This window comes from Leifsonia shinshuensis (assembly GCF_014217625.1).
GTDB lineage: Bacteria > Actinomycetota > Actinomycetes > Actinomycetales > Microbacteriaceae > Leifsonia > Leifsonia shinshuensis_A.
The window spans coordinates 1,007,442-1,023,991 of sequence record NZ_CP043641.1; the positions used below are offsets into that span (position 1 = coordinate 1,007,442).

Here is a 16,550-nt window from a genome sequence, read left to right on the forward strand (position 1 = left end):
TCAGCCCTCGAGGACGAAGTCCGCTCCGAGCAGTTCGAGCTTGGTGATGAACTTCTCGTACCCGCGGCTGATGATGCCGACGTTGCTGACGGTCGAGCGTCCCTCAGCGGTCAGGGCCGCGATGAGGTGGCTGAAGCCGCCGCGCAGGTCGGGGATCTCGATGTCGGCGCCCTTCAGCTCGACCGGCCCCATGATCACCGCGGAGTGGTTAAAGTTGCGCTGGCCGAACCGGCAGGCGTGACCACCGAGGCACTCCTTGTGCACCTGGATCTTCGCGCCCATGTCGATCAGGGCGTCCGTGAAGCCGAACCGCTGCTCGTACACCGTCTCGTGCACGATGGACACGCCGTTCGCCTTGGCGAGGGCGACCACCAGCGGCTGCTGCCAGTCGGTCATGAAGCCGGGGTGCACGTCGGTCTCGATCACGACGGGCTTGAGCTCGCCTCCCGGGTGGAAGAAGCGGATGCCGTCGTCGTGGATCTCGAACGCGCCGCCGACCTTGCGGAAGACGTTGAGGAAGGTCAGCATCTCGGGCTGGCGGGCGCCGCCGACGTAGATGTCGCCGTTGGTGGCGAGGGCGGCAGCGGCCCAGCTCGCGGCCTCGTTGCGGTCGAACAGCGCGGTGTGGCTGTAGCCGACCAGCTTGTCGACGCCCTCGATACGGATCACGCGGTCGGTGTCGACCGAGATGATCGCGCCCATCTTCTGCAGGACGTTGATCAGGTCCATGATCTCGGGCTCGATCGCCGCGCCCTTGAGCTCGGTGATGCCCTCCGCGCGGACCGCGGTGAGCAGCACCTGCTCGGTCGCGCCGACGCTCGGGTACGGCAGCTCCAGCTTGGCGCCATGCAGGCCCTCGGGGGCCGACATCCGGATGCCGCTCGGGAGCTTGTCGACCACGGCGCCGAACTTGCGCAGCACCTCGAGGTGGTAGTCGATCGGACGGTCGCCGATGCGGCAGCCGCCGAGGTCGGGGATGAACGCCTCGCCCAGGCGGTGCAGCAGCGGCCCGCAGAACAGGATCGGGATGCGGCTGGACCCGGCGTGCGCGTCGATGTCGGCCATGTGCGCCGACTCGACCGCGCTGGGGTCGAGCAGGAGCTCGCCCTCCTCCGCGCCGTCGGTGACCTTGACGCCGTGGACCTCGAGGAGGCCGCGGACGACCCGGACATCGCTGATGTTCGGGACGTTCCGCAGCACGCTCGGGCCCTCGCCCAGGATGGCGGCGACCATCGCCTTGGTGACGAAGTTCTTGGCTCCGCGCACCTCGATGCGGCCCCGCAGAGGGATGCCGCCGTTGATCGTGATGCGGTCGGCCGTGAGGCCGACGTGGGCGCCTGCCGCCTGGGAGTCCTGAAGAAGCGAGTTCAAATTTTCACCGGGAGTGTCTTGGGCCGCCAGCTTGCGCGAGCGGCTTCGTATTCGGAGATGCGCGCCTCGTCGCGCAGGGTCAGAGCGATGTCGTCCAACCCTTCGAGCAAACGCCAGCGAGTGTAGTCGTCGATGTCGAAAGACACCTGGACCCCACCGACGATCGCAGTCTTGGCAACCAGATCCACCGTCGCGGATATTCCCGGCTCGGCCTCGATGGCCGCCCAGAGACGCTCGGCGTCCTCCTCCGTGATGATGCCGGTGAGCAGGCCCTGCTTGCCCGAGTTGCCCCGGAAGATGTCCGCGAACCGGGGGCTCAGGACGACCTGGAAGCCGTAGTCGCGCAGCGCCCAGACGGCGTGCTCCCGCGAGGAGCCTGTGCCGAAGTCGGGGCCGGCCACGAGGACGCGCGCGCCCTGGTAGGCCTCCTGGTTGAGGATGAACTCAGGATCCTTGCGCCACTCGTGGAAGAGCGCGTCGTCGAAGCCGGTCTTGGTGACCCGCTTGAGGAAGACGGCCGGGATGATCTGGTCGGTGTCGACGTTGGAGCGGCGGAAGGGCACGGCCACACCGGTGACGGTCTCGAACTTCTCCATCAGGCGCCCACCTTCTCTCCGGTCGACGTATCGACATCGTCGTGCTCCAGGTCCCACGGGCTGGAGAGCGTGCCGCGGATGGCCGTGGCCGCCGCGACCAGCGGCGACACCAGGTGGGTGCGGCCGCCCTTGCCCTGCCTGCCCTCGAAGTTCCGGTTGGAGGTGGAGGCGCAGCGCTCCCCCGGCGCGAGCTGGTCGGGGTTCATGCCCAGGCACATCGAGCAGCCGGCGAACCGCCACTCGGCGCCGAACTCCTCGACGATCTTGTCGATGCCCTCGGCCTCGGCCTCGATGCGCACGCGGGCACTGCCCGGCACGACCATGACGCGGACGCCGTCCGCCTTCTTCTGCCCCTTGATGACGGAGGCGAAGGCGCGGAGGTCCTCGATGCGGCTGTTGGTGCACGAGCCCATGAACACGGCGTCGACCGGGATGCTCTTCATCGGCGTGCCCGGGGCCAGGTCCATGTACTCCAGCGCGCGCTCGGCGGCGGCGCGGGCGTTCGGCTCGGCGATCGCGGCGGGGTCGGGGACGGCCTGGCTGAGCGAGACGCCCTGGCCGGGGTTGGTGCCCCAGGTCACGAACGGCTCGATCGCGGCGGCGTCGAGGTAGACCTCGGCGTCGAAGACCGCGTCGTCGTCCGTGGCGAGCGTGTCCCAGTAGGCGACAGCGTCGTCCCAGTCGGCGCCCTCCGGCGCGTGCGGACGGCCCTTCAGGTACGCGTAGGTGGTCTCGTCGGGCGCGACCATGCCGGCGCGTGCGCCCGCCTCGATCGACATGTTGCAGATCGTCATGCGGCCCTCCATGGAGAGCGCGCGGATGGCGCTGCCGCGGTACTCGAGCACGTAGCCCTGCCCGCCGCCGGTGCCGATCTTCGCGATGACCGCGAGGATGATGTCCTTCGCCGTCACGCCGGGGCGCAGCTCGCCCTCGACCGTGATGGCCATGGTCTTGAACGGCTTGAGCGGCAGCGTCTGCGTGGCGAGCACGTGCTCGACCTCGCTGGTGCCGATCCCGAACGCCATCGCGCCGAACGCGCCGTGCGTGGAGGTGTGCGAGTCGCCGCAGACGACCGTGATGCCCGGCATGGTGAGGCCGAGCTGCGGGCCGACGACGTGCACGATGCCCTGCTCGACGTCGCCGAGCGAGTGCAGCCGGACGCCGAACTCCTCGGCGTTGCGGCGCAGCGTCTCGATCTGCGTGCGGCTGGTCAGGTCGGCGATGGGCCGGTCGATGCCGATGGTCGGCGTGTTGTGGTCCTCGGTCGCGATGGTGAGGTCGGGGCGGCGGACCGGGCGCCCTGCCATGCGCAGGCCGTCGAACGCCTGTGGGCTGGTCACCTCGTGGACGAGGTGGAGGTCGATGTAGATCAGGTCGGGCGAGCCGTCCTCACCCTTCACGACCAGGTGGTCTCGCCACACCTTCTCCGCCAAAGTCAGCGGCCTGTGCGGGGTCAACGGACTGTGCGGGGTCAGCGGACTGTGCTGCGTCGTCATCTCGGTACTCCTTGAGCTTCGTTTACGGATCAGCCGTCGACGGACTCCGCGGCGAGGGTGGCCTGAGGACTAGGACTCGCCGCGGCGGCTAAGGAGGAGCAGACCCGCGAACACGCTCTCAGGCTATCACCCGTGCTGGGGGCAGGACTGCAGGCGCACCGGCCGTCAGGACCGCTCGACCCGCAGGCCCAGCTCGCCCAGCAGCAGTCTCCCGCCGCTCTCCACGGTGCCGGCGGTGCCGGGGACGACCCGCAGCGCCTGGCCGTCCGGCGTCACGACGGTCACACCGTTGGTGGAGTGCAGATCGGTCACCTGGAGGGCGTCGCCCGCCGGGGCGACGGCCGCGTGGGTCTTCGAGACGGTCGAGGTCGGGTCCTCCAGCGCGACCAGCTCCGCCGGGCCCGCGTGCGCGGCGGACGACGGGTTGCGTCCCAGCAGCACGGTCGCCGTGACCGGGATGCTCCGTCCGCCGGGCGCGGTGAGCCGCCAGACCGGGGCCCGCACGGCCGCGGGGGCGGGAGCGCCGGCCGCGGCGGGGCGGAACGACGGCAGGCTGATGTGCGCGGGCGGTTCCACGGCCTCCTCGGGCTCGGCCGGGCCGCCGCGGGACGGGATGAGCCCAGGCGGAGGCACGATGAAGCCCGGCCGCTCGGCGCGCGTGTCGTCTGTCCCCACGCGCCCACTCTACGGACTGCGTCCGTCCGCGCTACCCGGCACGCCTCCGGTAGCGGAACGCCGCCAGCCGGGCGCGGAGCCGTCCGGCCGCGGTCATGGCGCCCGCGATGGCCTCGTCCGCGGCGGTCCACGCCTCGGCGGCGCGCTCGTCGGAGACGTCGCTGCCGTCGAACACGGCCGCGTCGACGTGGCGGGCGAGGGTCGCGAGCCCCGCCGCGGGGACGGTCAGCCCCTGCGCCTCCGACTGCTGCTCCAGCGCCGCCGCCGTCTGCAGCCGGGTGGCGCGGGGCGGCGGCACGAGGCCGAGCTCGCCGTAGCGGTCGGACAGCTCCTCCCACGCCCCGGCGGCCCGGCGATCCGGCGGTCCCGTCGTCTCGCGGAGCCGCCGCCTCCGTCGCTTCAGCCAGGCGACGATCAGCAGCGGCACGAAGTAGAGCAGCAGCGGGACGCCCACCACGCCGAGCACCACCCACGCCCAGGCCGGCACCTGGAAGGCCGGGCCCGGCTGCTTCTTCTCGGTGTCCTTGGTCTTGACCGGGGTCAGCAGCTCGTCGGAGCGCGGGTCGACCGGCGGAGGTTGGCGCACCTGCGGCTGCGGCTCCAGCTTGGGCTTCGTGGTCTGGTTCTTCGGCGCGTCCGTCTTGGTCGGCGTCGGGAAGAACGGCACCCAGCCGACGCCTTCGAACGGGACTTCGACCCAGGCCGTGACGTCGTTGCCCGTCACGGTCGTCGTGCCGGAGCCGGCCTTCGGCGCGAAGCCCATCACCACGCGCGCCGGGTAGCCGAGGTGCCGGGCCATCAGGGCGAAGGCGCTCGCGTACTGCTCCTGGTCGCCCACCATCGGGGACGTGCTGAGCAGGTCCGTCATCCGGTCGGCGCCCTCGCCCGCCCGCGACGGGACCGGGTCGGACGCGCGGCCGTGGCTGAGGTAGCCGAGCGACTTCAGCGAGCGCTCGATGTTGCGGAGCTTCTGGATCGCCGTGTTCGCCGAGCCCGCATACTCCTCGGCCTTCGAGGCCACCACGTCCGGCACGTTGTCGACGGGCGGCAGCACGACGTGGGCCGGGGCCGCCTTCGCGAGCTGCTGGTCGTTCGGGACGCGCTGCGCCGTCGCCTCCACCGTGTAGCGCAGTCCGTCGCGGACGCCGCTGGTGACGGCGCTGGTGCCGGTGGCGGTGTTCACGCGCACGGTCGCAGACGGGTCCTGGCCGGTGTGCGCGTCGAAGCCGAGCCTGTCCACATAGCCGAGGGTCGGCAGCCAGACGTCGGAGTAGCCGCGGATGTCGATCGTCGCGGTGCTGGTCGGCCCCGGGGTGAAGAGCGCCGGGCGCGGGATGGAGCTGCCGAGCAGTTCGAAGGCGCCGGATGCCCCGGACTGCGTGCCGGGCGCGCTGACGGTCCAGACCACGCCGTCGTAGCTGTCCATGGTGGCGAGCCGGATGACCTGGCCCTGCTTCAATCCCTGCACGGTGAAGAGCGTGGTCTTCTCCAGGTCCTTCGTGTACTTGCGGAACCCGGCGAGCGGGCTCGGGTAGTCCAGCGGGTCGAACGGCGGCGTGACCTCGTCGCGGACGACCAGCCGGGAGGCCGCGGCCGGCGTGAGCAGCGAGCCCGCGACGGCGCCGACCAGCAGCGCGCCGACGACGACCGCGACGCCGCTCACCAGCCGGGTGCGGCGCACGCCGGCGCCGACGTTGAGCGCGCGGTTCGCCGCGCCGCGACGCCAGGCGAGCCAGACCAGGGCGACGCCGGCGAAGACCACGCCGCGGACACCCGCGAAGTAGGCGTCCCTGGTGCCGAGCAGGATGCCGGCGACGAAGAGCAGCACCGGCCCGATCAGGAGCACCGCGGCGCGGCCCACGGACGCGCCCGCCTTCGCCCGCGGGAGCCACCGCACCGCGAGCGTGATCGACACCAGGGCGACCAGCCAGCCGGCGACGAACGGCACGACCGCGACGTACGGCGGCGCCTCCAGCGGCGCGCGGAGGGTGACGGCGTCGCTCCAGCCGAACACCGCGCCGACGGCGAGCCCGGACAGGCTGTCGAGCGAGGGCAGCACCCCGGAGAGCGCGAGACCCGGCAGCGCGAGCGGCGTGCCGAGCAGGAAGTACGCCGCCAGCGCGATCACGACCGTCAGCGGCACGGACAGCCGGAACAGCCTCCCCAGCACGGCGACCGCTCCCCCGACGACGACCCCGCCGAGCGCGGCGGAGAGGAACGCGTAGTGGCCGAAGGCGGGCTCGAACCCGGCCACGGCGACGAGGCTGAGTGCGGTGACGACCGCGATGTCGATCCACGTGGTCCGCGAGAGCCGGTCGGCGTTCATCGGCCGGCCCGCTTCAGCAGCGCGGGCAGCTCGTCCAGGCGCCCGAGCACGATCAGGATGGTGCGGCCCAGGCGGGCGACGCGCGGCTCGGCCGTCTCGTCCACCCGGACCGTGATGGTCTCGGTGTCGGAGGTCCAGAGCGCGGCGGCCGCGCGGAGCTCTGCGGGCGTCGCCTGCGAGCCGACGACCGTCACCGCGAGGCTGGGCGCGCCCATCCGGAGCGTCGCCTGACGGAGGAACTCCCGCACGCCCGCGCCGGAGCCCGACGGCTGGAGGCGGCACGAGTCGTCCAGGAACGCCGTCGGCGTGGAGACGCGCAGGCCGCCGCCCTGCCAGAGCGCGTCGATGCCGGTGTCCTCCCGGATGACATGGCAGCCGATCGAGGCGAACACCGAGACCGCCAGCTCGAACTCGTCGTCGGACGCGAACCGGGCGCGCTCCGCGTCCAGCGCGAGCAGCAGCTGGGACCGCCGGGTCTCCTGGTACTGCCGCACCATCAGCTGGCCGGTGCGCGCGGACGTGCGCCAGTGCACGTTGCGGATGTCGTCGCCCGCCTCGTACGTGCGCAGTGCGTGGAAGGCGAGGTCGGAGTCGGTGATCACCTTGGTGGTCTGGCCTTCGAGGTCGCGGACGAGCCCGCGGGCGGTCGCGGCGAGCCGGACGGTGCGCGGGTGGACGAACAGCTCGACCTGGTCGGTCCAGCGCGTCGTGCGCCGCAGCAGCCCGAGCTGATCGCCGCGGACCGAGATCGCGGGGCCGGCGAGGATGAGGGCGCGACGGGCGGTCGGGACGGCGAACAGCTCCTCGACCTCCGCTCCCGGGACGAGGCGGGGCACGGTGAACCCGGCGACGCCCTCCCCGACCGGCAGCTCCAGCCGGGTCGGGAGGACCGGCCGCTGCCCGCTGTTGCGGACGGTCAGCCGCCCGTACGCCCGGTCGCCGGCGACCACGCGGCGCGGCGTGAGCTCGACGCCCACCGCATAGGTCGAGCGGCCGATCACGAAGCCGACCGCGAGCACGAGGGCGGCGAGCAGCGTCGCGCCGAGGAAGGCGAACTCCGCCCAGCCGAACACGAGCACGAGCGTCAGCGCCAGCACGCCGGAGACCAGCACCACCCAGCCGAGCGCGCTGACAGTCCGCACGACCGGCGAGACGCGCGCGACGACGGCGCGGCCCGCAGGCGCGCCACGCGCGACGAGGCGCCGACCGGTCGCGGCGAGCTGGGCGCCGGCGATCCGCGCCTGCGCCGTGCCTCGCCGCAGCGGGGCGGCGCGGCGTCGCCCGCGTGCGCCCGTCTCGGTCGTGGTGGATGCGGTCATGCGGCCCGGTAGGCGGGCGGCGTCGCGGCGGCGACAGCCCGCGCCACGATCTCGGCGGCGGTGACCCCGGCGAACTCCGACTCGGCGTCGACGATGATGCGGTGCGCGAGCACCGGCTGAGCCAGCTCCCGGATGTCGTCGGGCGTCACGTAGCTGCGGCCGGCCGCGATGGCCCAGGTCTTCGCGGCCCGCGCGAGGGCCAGGGCGCCGCGGATGCTGACGCCGAGCGCGGAGTCCCTGTCGTCGCGGGTGGCGGTGACGATCTCGCTCAGGTAGCCCATCACCGAGGCGTCGGCGTGGACCTCGGAGGCGAGCTGCGCCAGCGTCGTCACCGAGTCGGCGGCGATGATCGGCCGCACGCCCGACGCCCGCGACCGGTTCGAGGAGTCGAGCAGGAGGTCGACGGTCGTCGCGTGGTCCGGGTAGCCGAGCGAGGTCTTGATCAGGAACCGGTCGAGCTGGGCCTCCGGCAGCGAGTAGGTGCCGGACTGCTCGACCGGGTTCTGCGTCGCGATCACCAGGAACGGCGCGCCGACCGGATGGCCGACGCCGTCCACGGTGACGACGCCCTCCTCCATGACCTCCAGCAGCGCCGACTGGGTCTTCGGGCTCGCGCGGTTGATCTCGTCGGCCAGCACGACGGAGGCGAAGATCGGGCCGGGGTGGAACTCGAACCGGCCCGTCGACTGGTCGTAGATGGTGACGCCGGTGACGTCGGAGGGCAGCAGGTCGGGGGTGAACTGGATGCGGGATTGGGTGCCCTCGACCGTGTTCGCAAGCGCCTTGGCCAGCACCGTCTTGCCGGTGCCCGGCACGTCCTCCAGCAGCACGTGGCCGCCGGAGAGCATCGCGGCGACCACGAGCCGGATGGTGTGCTCCTTGCCGAGGATCGCCTTGTCGACGTTCGCGACGAGCTGCGCGAACGCGCCGGCGAACCAGTCCGCCTGTTCCTGGGTCACTGCCACGGTTGATCCTTCTTGTCGGTTGTCGGTCGGGTCTGGTCGGGGGCCGGGCTCACTGCGCCCAGTTCTGGACGCTGCTCTGCACGCCGTTCACGACGACGTACGCGCCGGGGTACCCGCAGTACGGCTGCTGGCCGTCCGGCGCGCCGCGGTAGTGGGCGTGCCCGGTGCCGTCGGTGGAGATGGACGGCGACCAGAGTGTGCTCCCATTGCAGTGCACCTGCATCGGGAAGGTGCGGTTGGCCGGGAAGTTGTTCAGCGTCACGTCGTAGGTGTAGCTGTGCGCGTAGCCCGGCTCCGGGTTGCCCTTGGCGAGGTCGATCGACGGCTGCGGCGCCGGCTTGTTCGCGACCTGGACCGAGCCGGAGGACGCCGTCGGCCCGGCTTTGCCGCTGTGGTCGTTCGTGGCGTATACGTCGAACGAGTAGCTGCCTGCGCCCTTGCCGCCCTCGGACGCGCTCGTGCCCGATGTCGTCTGCCAGGCGCCGTTGTTGAGCCGGTAGTGGTAGGTCACCGCCCCGCCGCCGGTGCCGTCCGGGTCGCGCAGCGCGTTCCAGCTCATGCGCACCGTGGCCGGCGCGTACTGGTCGGCCGTGATGGTGAGACCGCCGACCTTGCTGGGCGTCCCGTAGGGCGTGACCGCCGCGCTCTGCGCGGACACCGGGCCCCAGCCGTCGGCGTTGTGCGCGCGGACGGCGAACCGGTACGACTTGCCGTTGGTCAGCCCGGTGATGTCCACCCGGCCGATCGCGCCGACGGTGACGGTGCTCTCGCCGCCGCTGACCTCATAGGAGTCGATCGGCTTGCCGTTGTCGGCCGGGGCGGCGATGGTCACGCTCGCGCGGCCGTCGCCCGCCGACGGGTTCGACGGCGCGGGCGGCTGCGCCGGGACGTCGTGGATGGTGACCCGGTACTGCCCGATCGCCGCGGCCGTGCGCTGCGGATCCTTCGTCGCGTCCTCCACGTGGTACACGATGTTGACCGCGCCGATCGCCGCACCGGAGGCAGCGCTGACCGTGATGGAGCTCGCCGTGTGGGTGACGGTGACGCCGGAGGGCGCGCTCTGCGCCTGCGCGTCGGTGATGGTCAGAGGTGTGCCGGGGAACGGGTTCACCCACGCCGAGTCCGAGGACGCGCCCTGCAGCGTGCCGCTCGACCCGCGTTTCAGCTCGGAGGTCTGCGGCGGGTTCTTCTGGGTGGCCACCGGCCGCGACGAACTCACCACCTGTACGTTCACGGTGCCGGTGATCGTGTGCGTGCCCGAGCTGATCGTCACCGTCACGGCGGTGGACTCCCCCGGCTGGACGCCGAGCGGCGCGGAGAGCGACAGCGTCGAGCCGCTCAGCGAGACGGCGATCTTCTGGTTCGGCCACTGCGGGTTCGAGTAGCTGAGCTTCGCGAGGATGGCCGGGTTCGGGTGGTAGCTCGACGCCCGCAGGTCGACCGCGAGCGGAGCCTCCCCCGGCTCGATCTTCTCGGTCGGCGACGTGAACGTCGGCGCGACATCCGCCTGCTCCGGGTCGCCCACGGTGAGTGGGAGGACGAGCGTGGTGATGCGGTCGGAGGTCGCCCCGGCGTCCCGGCCGTCGTCGACCTTGAAGGTGATCGCGGCCGGACCCCGGTAGTCCTTCAGCGCGCTGAAGGTCAGCGTGTCGTCGCCGCCGAACGACGACGCGCCCGAGCTGTTCGTCGCGCTGACGCCCGACGCGCCGGTGAGCTTCACGCTCCGGCCGGACGGCACGGTGAGGATGTCCGACAGCTTCCAGCTCTTGCTGCCGTTCATGGGCACGATCTGCTGCGGGAGGCCGTCCTTGATCCGCGGCGGGGCGGTCGCGTCGCCCTTGGGCGGAACGACAATGAAGGCGTCGCCGCTGAGCCCGGTGACCCGGTCGGTCACCGAGTACGCGATCGCGGTCCGGCGGTCGCCCGGGCGCACGGTCACCGTGCCGTCGCTCCCGACGTCGGCCGCGGACGCGTTCGGGCCGAGCACCGCGACCTGGAGGTCCCCGACGAGGCCGGACGGGTTGACCGCGCCTTCCAGCGCGTTCACCTTCACGCTCGACTTGTTCGAGACGGCGTCGGCCTCCAGCACGTGGTCGACGGCGGACGGCGGCACGTCTTTGGCGTCCGGGGTCACGGTGAGCTGGATGAACGCGCTCGCGACCCCGCCCTGGCCGTTCGTGATCTGGTACCGCACGACGTAGGAGCCCTCGCGGTCCGGCGCCTTCACCAGCACGATCTTGCCGTGCACGGACGCGGTGAGGCCCTGGTCCACGTGCAGCAGCTTCTTCTGCAGAGCGATGGCATAGCCGTTCGGGTCCGAGTCGTTGTCGAGCACCGGGACCGCGATGGTCCGGCCGGGCTTGACCTGCACCGGGTCGTTGACGGCTACGGGAGGCCGCACCTGGCTCGGCCGCGGGATGACGCCGACGTTCACGGTGCCGGTCGCGGTCTTCCCGTAGGTGTCCTTCACCGTGTACGTGAACGTGTCGGTGCCCGCGGAGTCCGGGTACGCCTCGTACGTGAACGCCGTGCTGGTCGTGCCGGAGATCCGGCCGAGGGTCGGCTGACTGCCGAGCCCGGCGAGCACGACGGAGTCGCCGTCCGGGTCGATGCCGTCGAGCGGGACCTCGATCGGGACGGACGAGCCGGCGAAGGCGCGCACGGTCAGCGGCTGCGGCTGCGGGGCGCGGTCGCTCCCCTTGTCCGGGGCGGTCACCACGAAGGTGACGGTGGCCTGCGCCTTCTGCCCGTACTTGTCGGTGATCCCGTAGACGACGCTGTACTGGCCGGGCGTTGTCGGAGCCTGGTAGCGCACGGTCTTGCCGCTCACGAACGCCGTGGCCCCCTTGCCGGCCGCGGAGGCGTCGCGCAGCTGCGGGTCGAGCGAGAACGGCGCGTTGTCGGGCGACGAGTCGTTGTCGAGCACGGAGGCGGTCGCGACGTCCCCCGCCCGGACGGTCACGGTGTCGTCCACCGCGACGGGAGGCTGGTGCACGACCAGCGGCGGCACCGGGATGACGGTGATCCCGGCCGTCGCCTCGTGCGTCCCGTCCGACACCGTGTACTGGAGCTGCACCTGCTGGGTCAGCACGGTCGGCGCGGTGATCTTGACCACCGCGTTGTCCAGGACCTCCACGTCGAGGTCCTGGGCTCCCGGCCCTGGCGTCACCTGCCGCACGACGAGGACGCGCCCCGACGGCGAGACGTCGTTGTCGAGCACGGCGACCGAGGTCGGCTCGCCCGGCCGGACGTACGCGCGGTCCGCGACCGCGATCGGCGGCGCGTCGGTGGCGCCTTGCTGCGCGACGTCGAAGCGCACGATCCCGGTCGTGCTCTTGGGCCCGGCGCCGAGCGTGTACTCGGCGTAGTACTCGCCGGCCGCGCTGGTCGTGAGCGTGAGCGTGCCGTGCGCCGGATCGGCCGTCACCCGCCCGGACCCCGGTCCCGTCAGCGTCGCGCCCACCAGGGTGAGCGGCTCCCCCGACGGCGACTGGTCGTTGTCCAGCGGGTGGACGACGACGGGCTGCCCGGTGAACCCCGAGCCGAAGTCCGGCACGGCCACCGGGTCGAGCGTGCCGGAGGGCTTCACCGTGACGATCAGGCTCCCGGTCGTGGACTTCCGGCCATCGGAGACCGTGACGCGGACCTCCTTCGATCCCGCCTGGCCGGTCTTGCTCGTGAACGTCACGTCGCCGTCCGGCTTGAACCGCACGTCGTCCTCGGTCGTGGCGGACGCGGAGACGAGCGAGAGGTCGTCGCCGTCGGGGTCCAGCCAGTCGTTGAGCACGTTGTAGGTCACCGACTGGCCGACCTCCGTCTGGGCCGCGCTCGGCCGGGTCGACGCCGGCGGGTCGTTCTGGGCGTCCAGGTGGATGGTCGCGTTGACGTTCGCGGACGCCGTCCCGCCCCGGCCGTCGTCGATGGAGTAGCGGAAGGTCACCGTCCCGGTCACGCCGTCCTTCGGCGTGAACTGGATGGCGCGCCCGCCCTCCACCAGCGCGAGCTGCCCCTGATCGGCCGGGATCGGCGAGACCTGCGTGATGGTGAGCACGTCCCCGTCGGGATCGGTGTCGTTCGCCAGCACGTGCAGCACGGTCGAGCGGCCCGGCCGCACGCCGAAGCTGTCGTCCACCGCGGTGGGCGGGCGGTTCACCGAGGTGCGCTGCGCGAGGGTGTCCGCGAAGGACTGCACGACCGGCTTCTCCTCGCCGGTGTCGCCCTGGACGGTCGTGTCGTTGGGCTTGAGCTGCGCCCAGTTCTGCACCAGGCGCATGTTGGAGGACACCACCCAGGCGTTCCCGTCGCGCAGGTTGTTGAGGGCGATGACGCCGTGGTTGACCCGGAACTCCAGGTCGTCGCCGGTCACCTGCTGGTCGATGTCCAGCCCGACCGGCTTCGTGCCGTCGCAGGCGTAGAGGTAGCGGGCGGACCCGGCCCAGGCCCCGTACGAGCAGGTGCCGAGCCGGACCGGTGCGGAGACCGCGCTCGCTCCTCCGCTGGAGGTCGCGCCGGCGGGTGCCGAGGTCACCGTGCCCCCGGCGAGCGGGACGCTCAGCAGGCTGTTCGCCGTCGCGACGAGCGCGGCCGGGTCGTCGGGGCCGGGCTGCTGGATCCGCAGGCCCTTCGCCGGGAGGGCGACGGTCGTGCCCGAGTCGGTGACCAGCTTGTCCGCCTGCGTGTCGAGCAGCACCGCATGGTCGCCGACCGCGGAAAGCTGGAAGGAGCCCGGCACCGGGAACGACGCCGAGGACGCCGCCGCGCCGGGATGGTCGACCGTGACGAGCCGCTTGCCCTTCGGCGCGGCGACGAACGTCTTCCCCGACTTCGCGACCACCAGCTTCGCGCCAGCGCCCACCGAAGCCGTCGGCGTCGTCTTCGATTTGTCGAAGTCGAGCCGTCCGGTGGCGTCGAGCACCCACAGCGAGCCAGTCGGCGAGAGCACGGAGAGCGTCGACCCGCCGTAGCCGACCTGGGAGCCGTCCGGCACCTGGATGCGGCCGCCGAGCGACACGAACGCCGGGTCGATGCGGTCGACGGTCCCGTGCGGGAGGTCGGTGAGGAAGTACGACGAGCCGTCCTGCAGCACGTCCAGGTCGGCGGAGGACCCGGTGACCGCGGCGTCGAGCTCGTCGATCTGATGGTTGAGGCGGCCGCCGAGCAGCCGCTCGCCGTTCGTCACCCAGACGTCGCGGGTGTCGAGCTGGACGGCGTTGACCGGGAATCCGCGGTGCAGCACCGCGACCGTGAGCGGGACCCCTGCGACGACGGCGAGAGCAGTGGCGATGGCGAGCGTCTTGCGCTCGCGGATCCACTTGCTCAACGATGCCAAGACTCTGATATCCCCCGGGACTGGAAACACAAGTACGCTAACACGGCCCCTGAACGGGATCGGATGGGGAGGACTCCCCATCCGCCGCACAGCGCGCCCAGCTCAGTCGCTGCCAGAATCCGCCGGGCCGGCGGCCGCGTCAAGCAGCGGGAGGTCTTCGATCCCGACGAGCCGCGTCGTCACCGCGTACTCCACCAGGCGTGCGCGGCGGTTCGTCGCCAGCTTTCCGCGGCCTCCGCGCAGCCCGGCGACGCCGAGCCGGTCGAGCTTGTCGCAGACGTTGTCGAGCTTGCGGTTGAAGGTCGTCATGCTCCAGCCGAGCCGCTCCGCCGCCTCCGCGGAGCTCGGAATGCTGCCCCGGCCGGGCAGCGACTGGGTCAGCACACCCTCGGCGAGCGCCACGATGAGCTGCCGCTGGCTGGTGGTCAGTGTCACGGGGAGGACCGTCGTCGAGCCTCCCGTGCCGTCCACCGCGACCGAGGTGTTGAAGTAGTCCGCGTCGCTGGAGATCGTGAAGTCGTAGGTCGTCGCGCCCGCGCTGAACATGACGTGCAGGGTCTGGAACACGATCGGCAGCTTCGCCCCTGGCGCGAGCCAGGCCTGCATCGTGCCGGAGGCGTCGGTGACCGTCGCGGTGAGCAGCGTGCCGACGTTGTTCAGCCACCACATCCCGAAGTCGTTGCTGATGCTGAGGAACCGCCGGTGCAGGTACGGGTTGTCGTCGATCGACAGGTCGGCCTCCCGGCCGATGCCGAACTCCGCGTCGGCGGCGACCGGATACTCCTCGCCGCAGAACTCGACCGTGAGGCTCACGAGGAGCACGCCTTCAGCGGCTGGGACGTGCGGCCGGCGCGGATGGTGGTGACGTCGACGCAGACCGGCACGCCGGGCGTGAGGCCGGTGAGGGTGACCGTCGTGTCGGACGTGACGGCGGGCGCGTCGGTGGTGCCCTCGCGCACCCAGGAGTACTGGTCGCCGGACTTCGGCTGGGCGGTCTTCCAGACGATGGTGGCCGAGGTGGCCGCGGCGTCGCGCTTGGCGGAGACCAGCGTGGGCTGCGGGACGACCGTGACCGGGACGACGCCGTCGTCGCCGCCCTGCCGGTTCGTGGCCGGGGCGGCGGGCGTGAGGGCGTTGGAGACGATCGCGGCGCCCACGGCGATCACCACGACCGCCGCTGCGCCGGCGGCGATCCAGGTGAGGAGGCGGCGGCGTGGGGCGTTCTCGGGCTGCCGGCCGCGGTCACTCTCGGGCTCGGCCTCCGGGGCGACGGCGACGGGAGCGGGGCGCAGGACCGTGCTCTCGACCGGGGCAGGGACCCCGGCCACCGGAGAGACGGGGGCGATGCCGCGGATGCGGGTCGGCTCGGCGGTCGGCGCGGCCTCCGGAGCGGGCTGCGCCTGCGGGTCGGGCTCCGGCGCCGCCTTCGGCCGCACCGGCTGCGCCACGACGGTCGCGACGGACCGCGCGCGGGTCGCCCCCGCGTCGCCGGCCTCCCCCGCGCCTTCCGCCACACCGACGTGGTCGGTCGCGATGTGGAGGTTGGGCACGTCGATGCTCGTCGGCGAGAGACCGAGCTCCAGCTCCACCCGCTGCAGCGCGCGGGCGAACTCGACCGCCGAGCCGTAGCGGTTCTCCCGGCGCGGGGCCATCCCCGTCCGCAGCACCGCGGTCAGCGACGGCGGGAGGTCGGGCCGGTCGAGCGGGGTGATCATCCCGCGCTCGATGCGGCCGATCAGGTCGAGCGTCCCGTTGGAGCGGCCGGGCACCTCGAACGGCGTGCGCCCGGCGAGCAGCGTGTGGAGCGTCGCAGCGAGCGAGAAGATGTCGCTGCGGACATCCGGGTCCGGGTCGTCGGCGAACATCTCCGGCGGCGACCACGGCACGCTGAGCCCGACGGACCGGCTCCCGCTCGTGGCCGTGTCCGACCCCGCCCGGCGCAGCTCGGACAGCGTCGCCGTGTGCACCGGCAGCTCCTCCAGAGCGGAGGCGATGCCGAAGTCGGTCAGCGCCGGCCAGCCGAACGCGTTCGTCAGCACGTTGGCCGGCTTGATGTCGCGATGCAGGATGCCGGCGTCGTGCGCGGTCGCGACGGCGCTCGAGAGCCGCACGCCGGTCCGCAGCGCGTCCTCCACCGGGATGCGCTCGCGCTTGAGCCGGTCGGCGAGCGACGGGCCGGAGCAGTACTCCATCACCAGGTACGGCCGGTCGTCGCCGGAGACCCCCGCGTCGAAGATCGTCGCGATGAACGGGTGCGCGGACAGCCGCGCCATCACGTTCGCCTCGGTCACGAACCGGGCGCGCGCCGCCTCGTCCACGCTGTCGGTCAGCAGCACCTTCACGGCGACGCTGCGCTTGGGCAGCTCCTGCTCGTAGAGGAAGACGTCGGAGAAGCCCCCGGAGCCGAGCAGCCGGATGAAATGCAGCCCGGCCAACTCGGGAGGCGTCGACGCCATCCTCCTCATGCGCCGCT

General features: G+C 72.3%; 10 protein-coding genes. All 10 read right to left on the reverse strand.

Going from position 1 to position 16,550, the window contains the following annotated elements; genetic code table 11:
* A complete protein-coding gene (gene murA / locus F1C12_RS04875; RefSeq protein WP_185277685.1) occupies positions 1–1,371 on the reverse strand; it encodes a UDP-N-acetylglucosamine 1-carboxyvinyltransferase in 1,371 nt (456 codons plus the stop codon).
* Positions 1,368–1,967 carry a 3-isopropylmalate dehydratase small subunit gene (gene leuD / locus F1C12_RS04880; protein WP_185277686.1) on the reverse strand — a complete coding sequence of 200 codons (600 nt, stop codon included), beginning with the start codon at positions 1,965–1,967 and terminating at the stop codon, positions 1,368–1,370. The genes murA and leuD overlap by 4 nt, the downstream gene beginning before the upstream one ends.
* Positions 1,967–3,463, reverse strand: coding sequence for a 3-isopropylmalate dehydratase large subunit (leuC, locus tag F1C12_RS04885; protein ID WP_185277687.1), 1,497 nt, complete (start codon positions 3,461–3,463; stop codon positions 1,967–1,969). The genes leuD and leuC overlap by 1 nt, the downstream gene beginning before the upstream one ends.
* A 165-nt stretch (positions 3,464–3,628) precedes the next feature.
* On the reverse strand, positions 3,629–4,138 hold the full coding sequence (locus tag F1C12_RS04890; protein WP_185277688.1) for an FHA domain-containing protein: 510 nt from the start codon (positions 4,136–4,138) through the stop codon (positions 3,629–3,631).
* A 31-nt stretch (positions 4,139–4,169) separates the two neighbouring features.
* Positions 4,170–6,464, reverse strand: coding sequence for a transglutaminase family protein (locus F1C12_RS04895; protein WP_185277689.1), 2,295 nt, complete (start codon positions 6,462–6,464; stop codon positions 4,170–4,172).
* Positions 6,461–7,783 carry a DUF58 domain-containing protein gene (locus F1C12_RS04900; RefSeq protein WP_185277690.1) on the reverse strand — a complete coding sequence of 441 codons (1,323 nt, stop codon included), beginning with the start codon at positions 7,781–7,783 and terminating at the stop codon, positions 6,461–6,463. The genes F1C12_RS04895 and F1C12_RS04900 overlap by 4 nt, the downstream gene beginning before the upstream one ends.
* Positions 7,780–8,742 (reverse strand): AAA family ATPase, encoded by a 963-nt coding sequence (locus F1C12_RS04905; protein ID WP_185278788.1) that lies wholly within the window; start codon positions 8,740–8,742, stop codon positions 7,780–7,782. Before F1C12_RS04905 ends, F1C12_RS04900 begins: the two co-directional genes overlap by 4 nt.
* Positions 8,743–8,797: 55 nt before the next feature.
* A complete protein-coding gene (locus tag F1C12_RS04910) occupies positions 8,798–14,068 on the reverse strand; it encodes an Ig-like domain-containing protein (RefSeq protein ID WP_185277691.1) in 5,271 nt (1,756 codons plus the stop codon).
* Between the two features lie 111 nt (positions 14,069–14,179).
* Positions 14,180–14,890, reverse strand: coding sequence for a hypothetical protein (locus F1C12_RS04915; RefSeq protein WP_374939553.1), 711 nt, complete (start codon positions 14,888–14,890; stop codon positions 14,180–14,182).
* Positions 14,887–16,542: a serine/threonine-protein kinase gene (locus tag F1C12_RS04920; protein ID WP_258046122.1), complete on the reverse strand. Its 1,656-nt coding sequence runs from the start codon at positions 16,540–16,542 to the stop codon at positions 14,887–14,889. Before F1C12_RS04920 ends, F1C12_RS04915 begins: the two co-directional genes overlap by 4 nt.
* Positions 16,543–16,550: the final 8 nt, after the last annotated feature.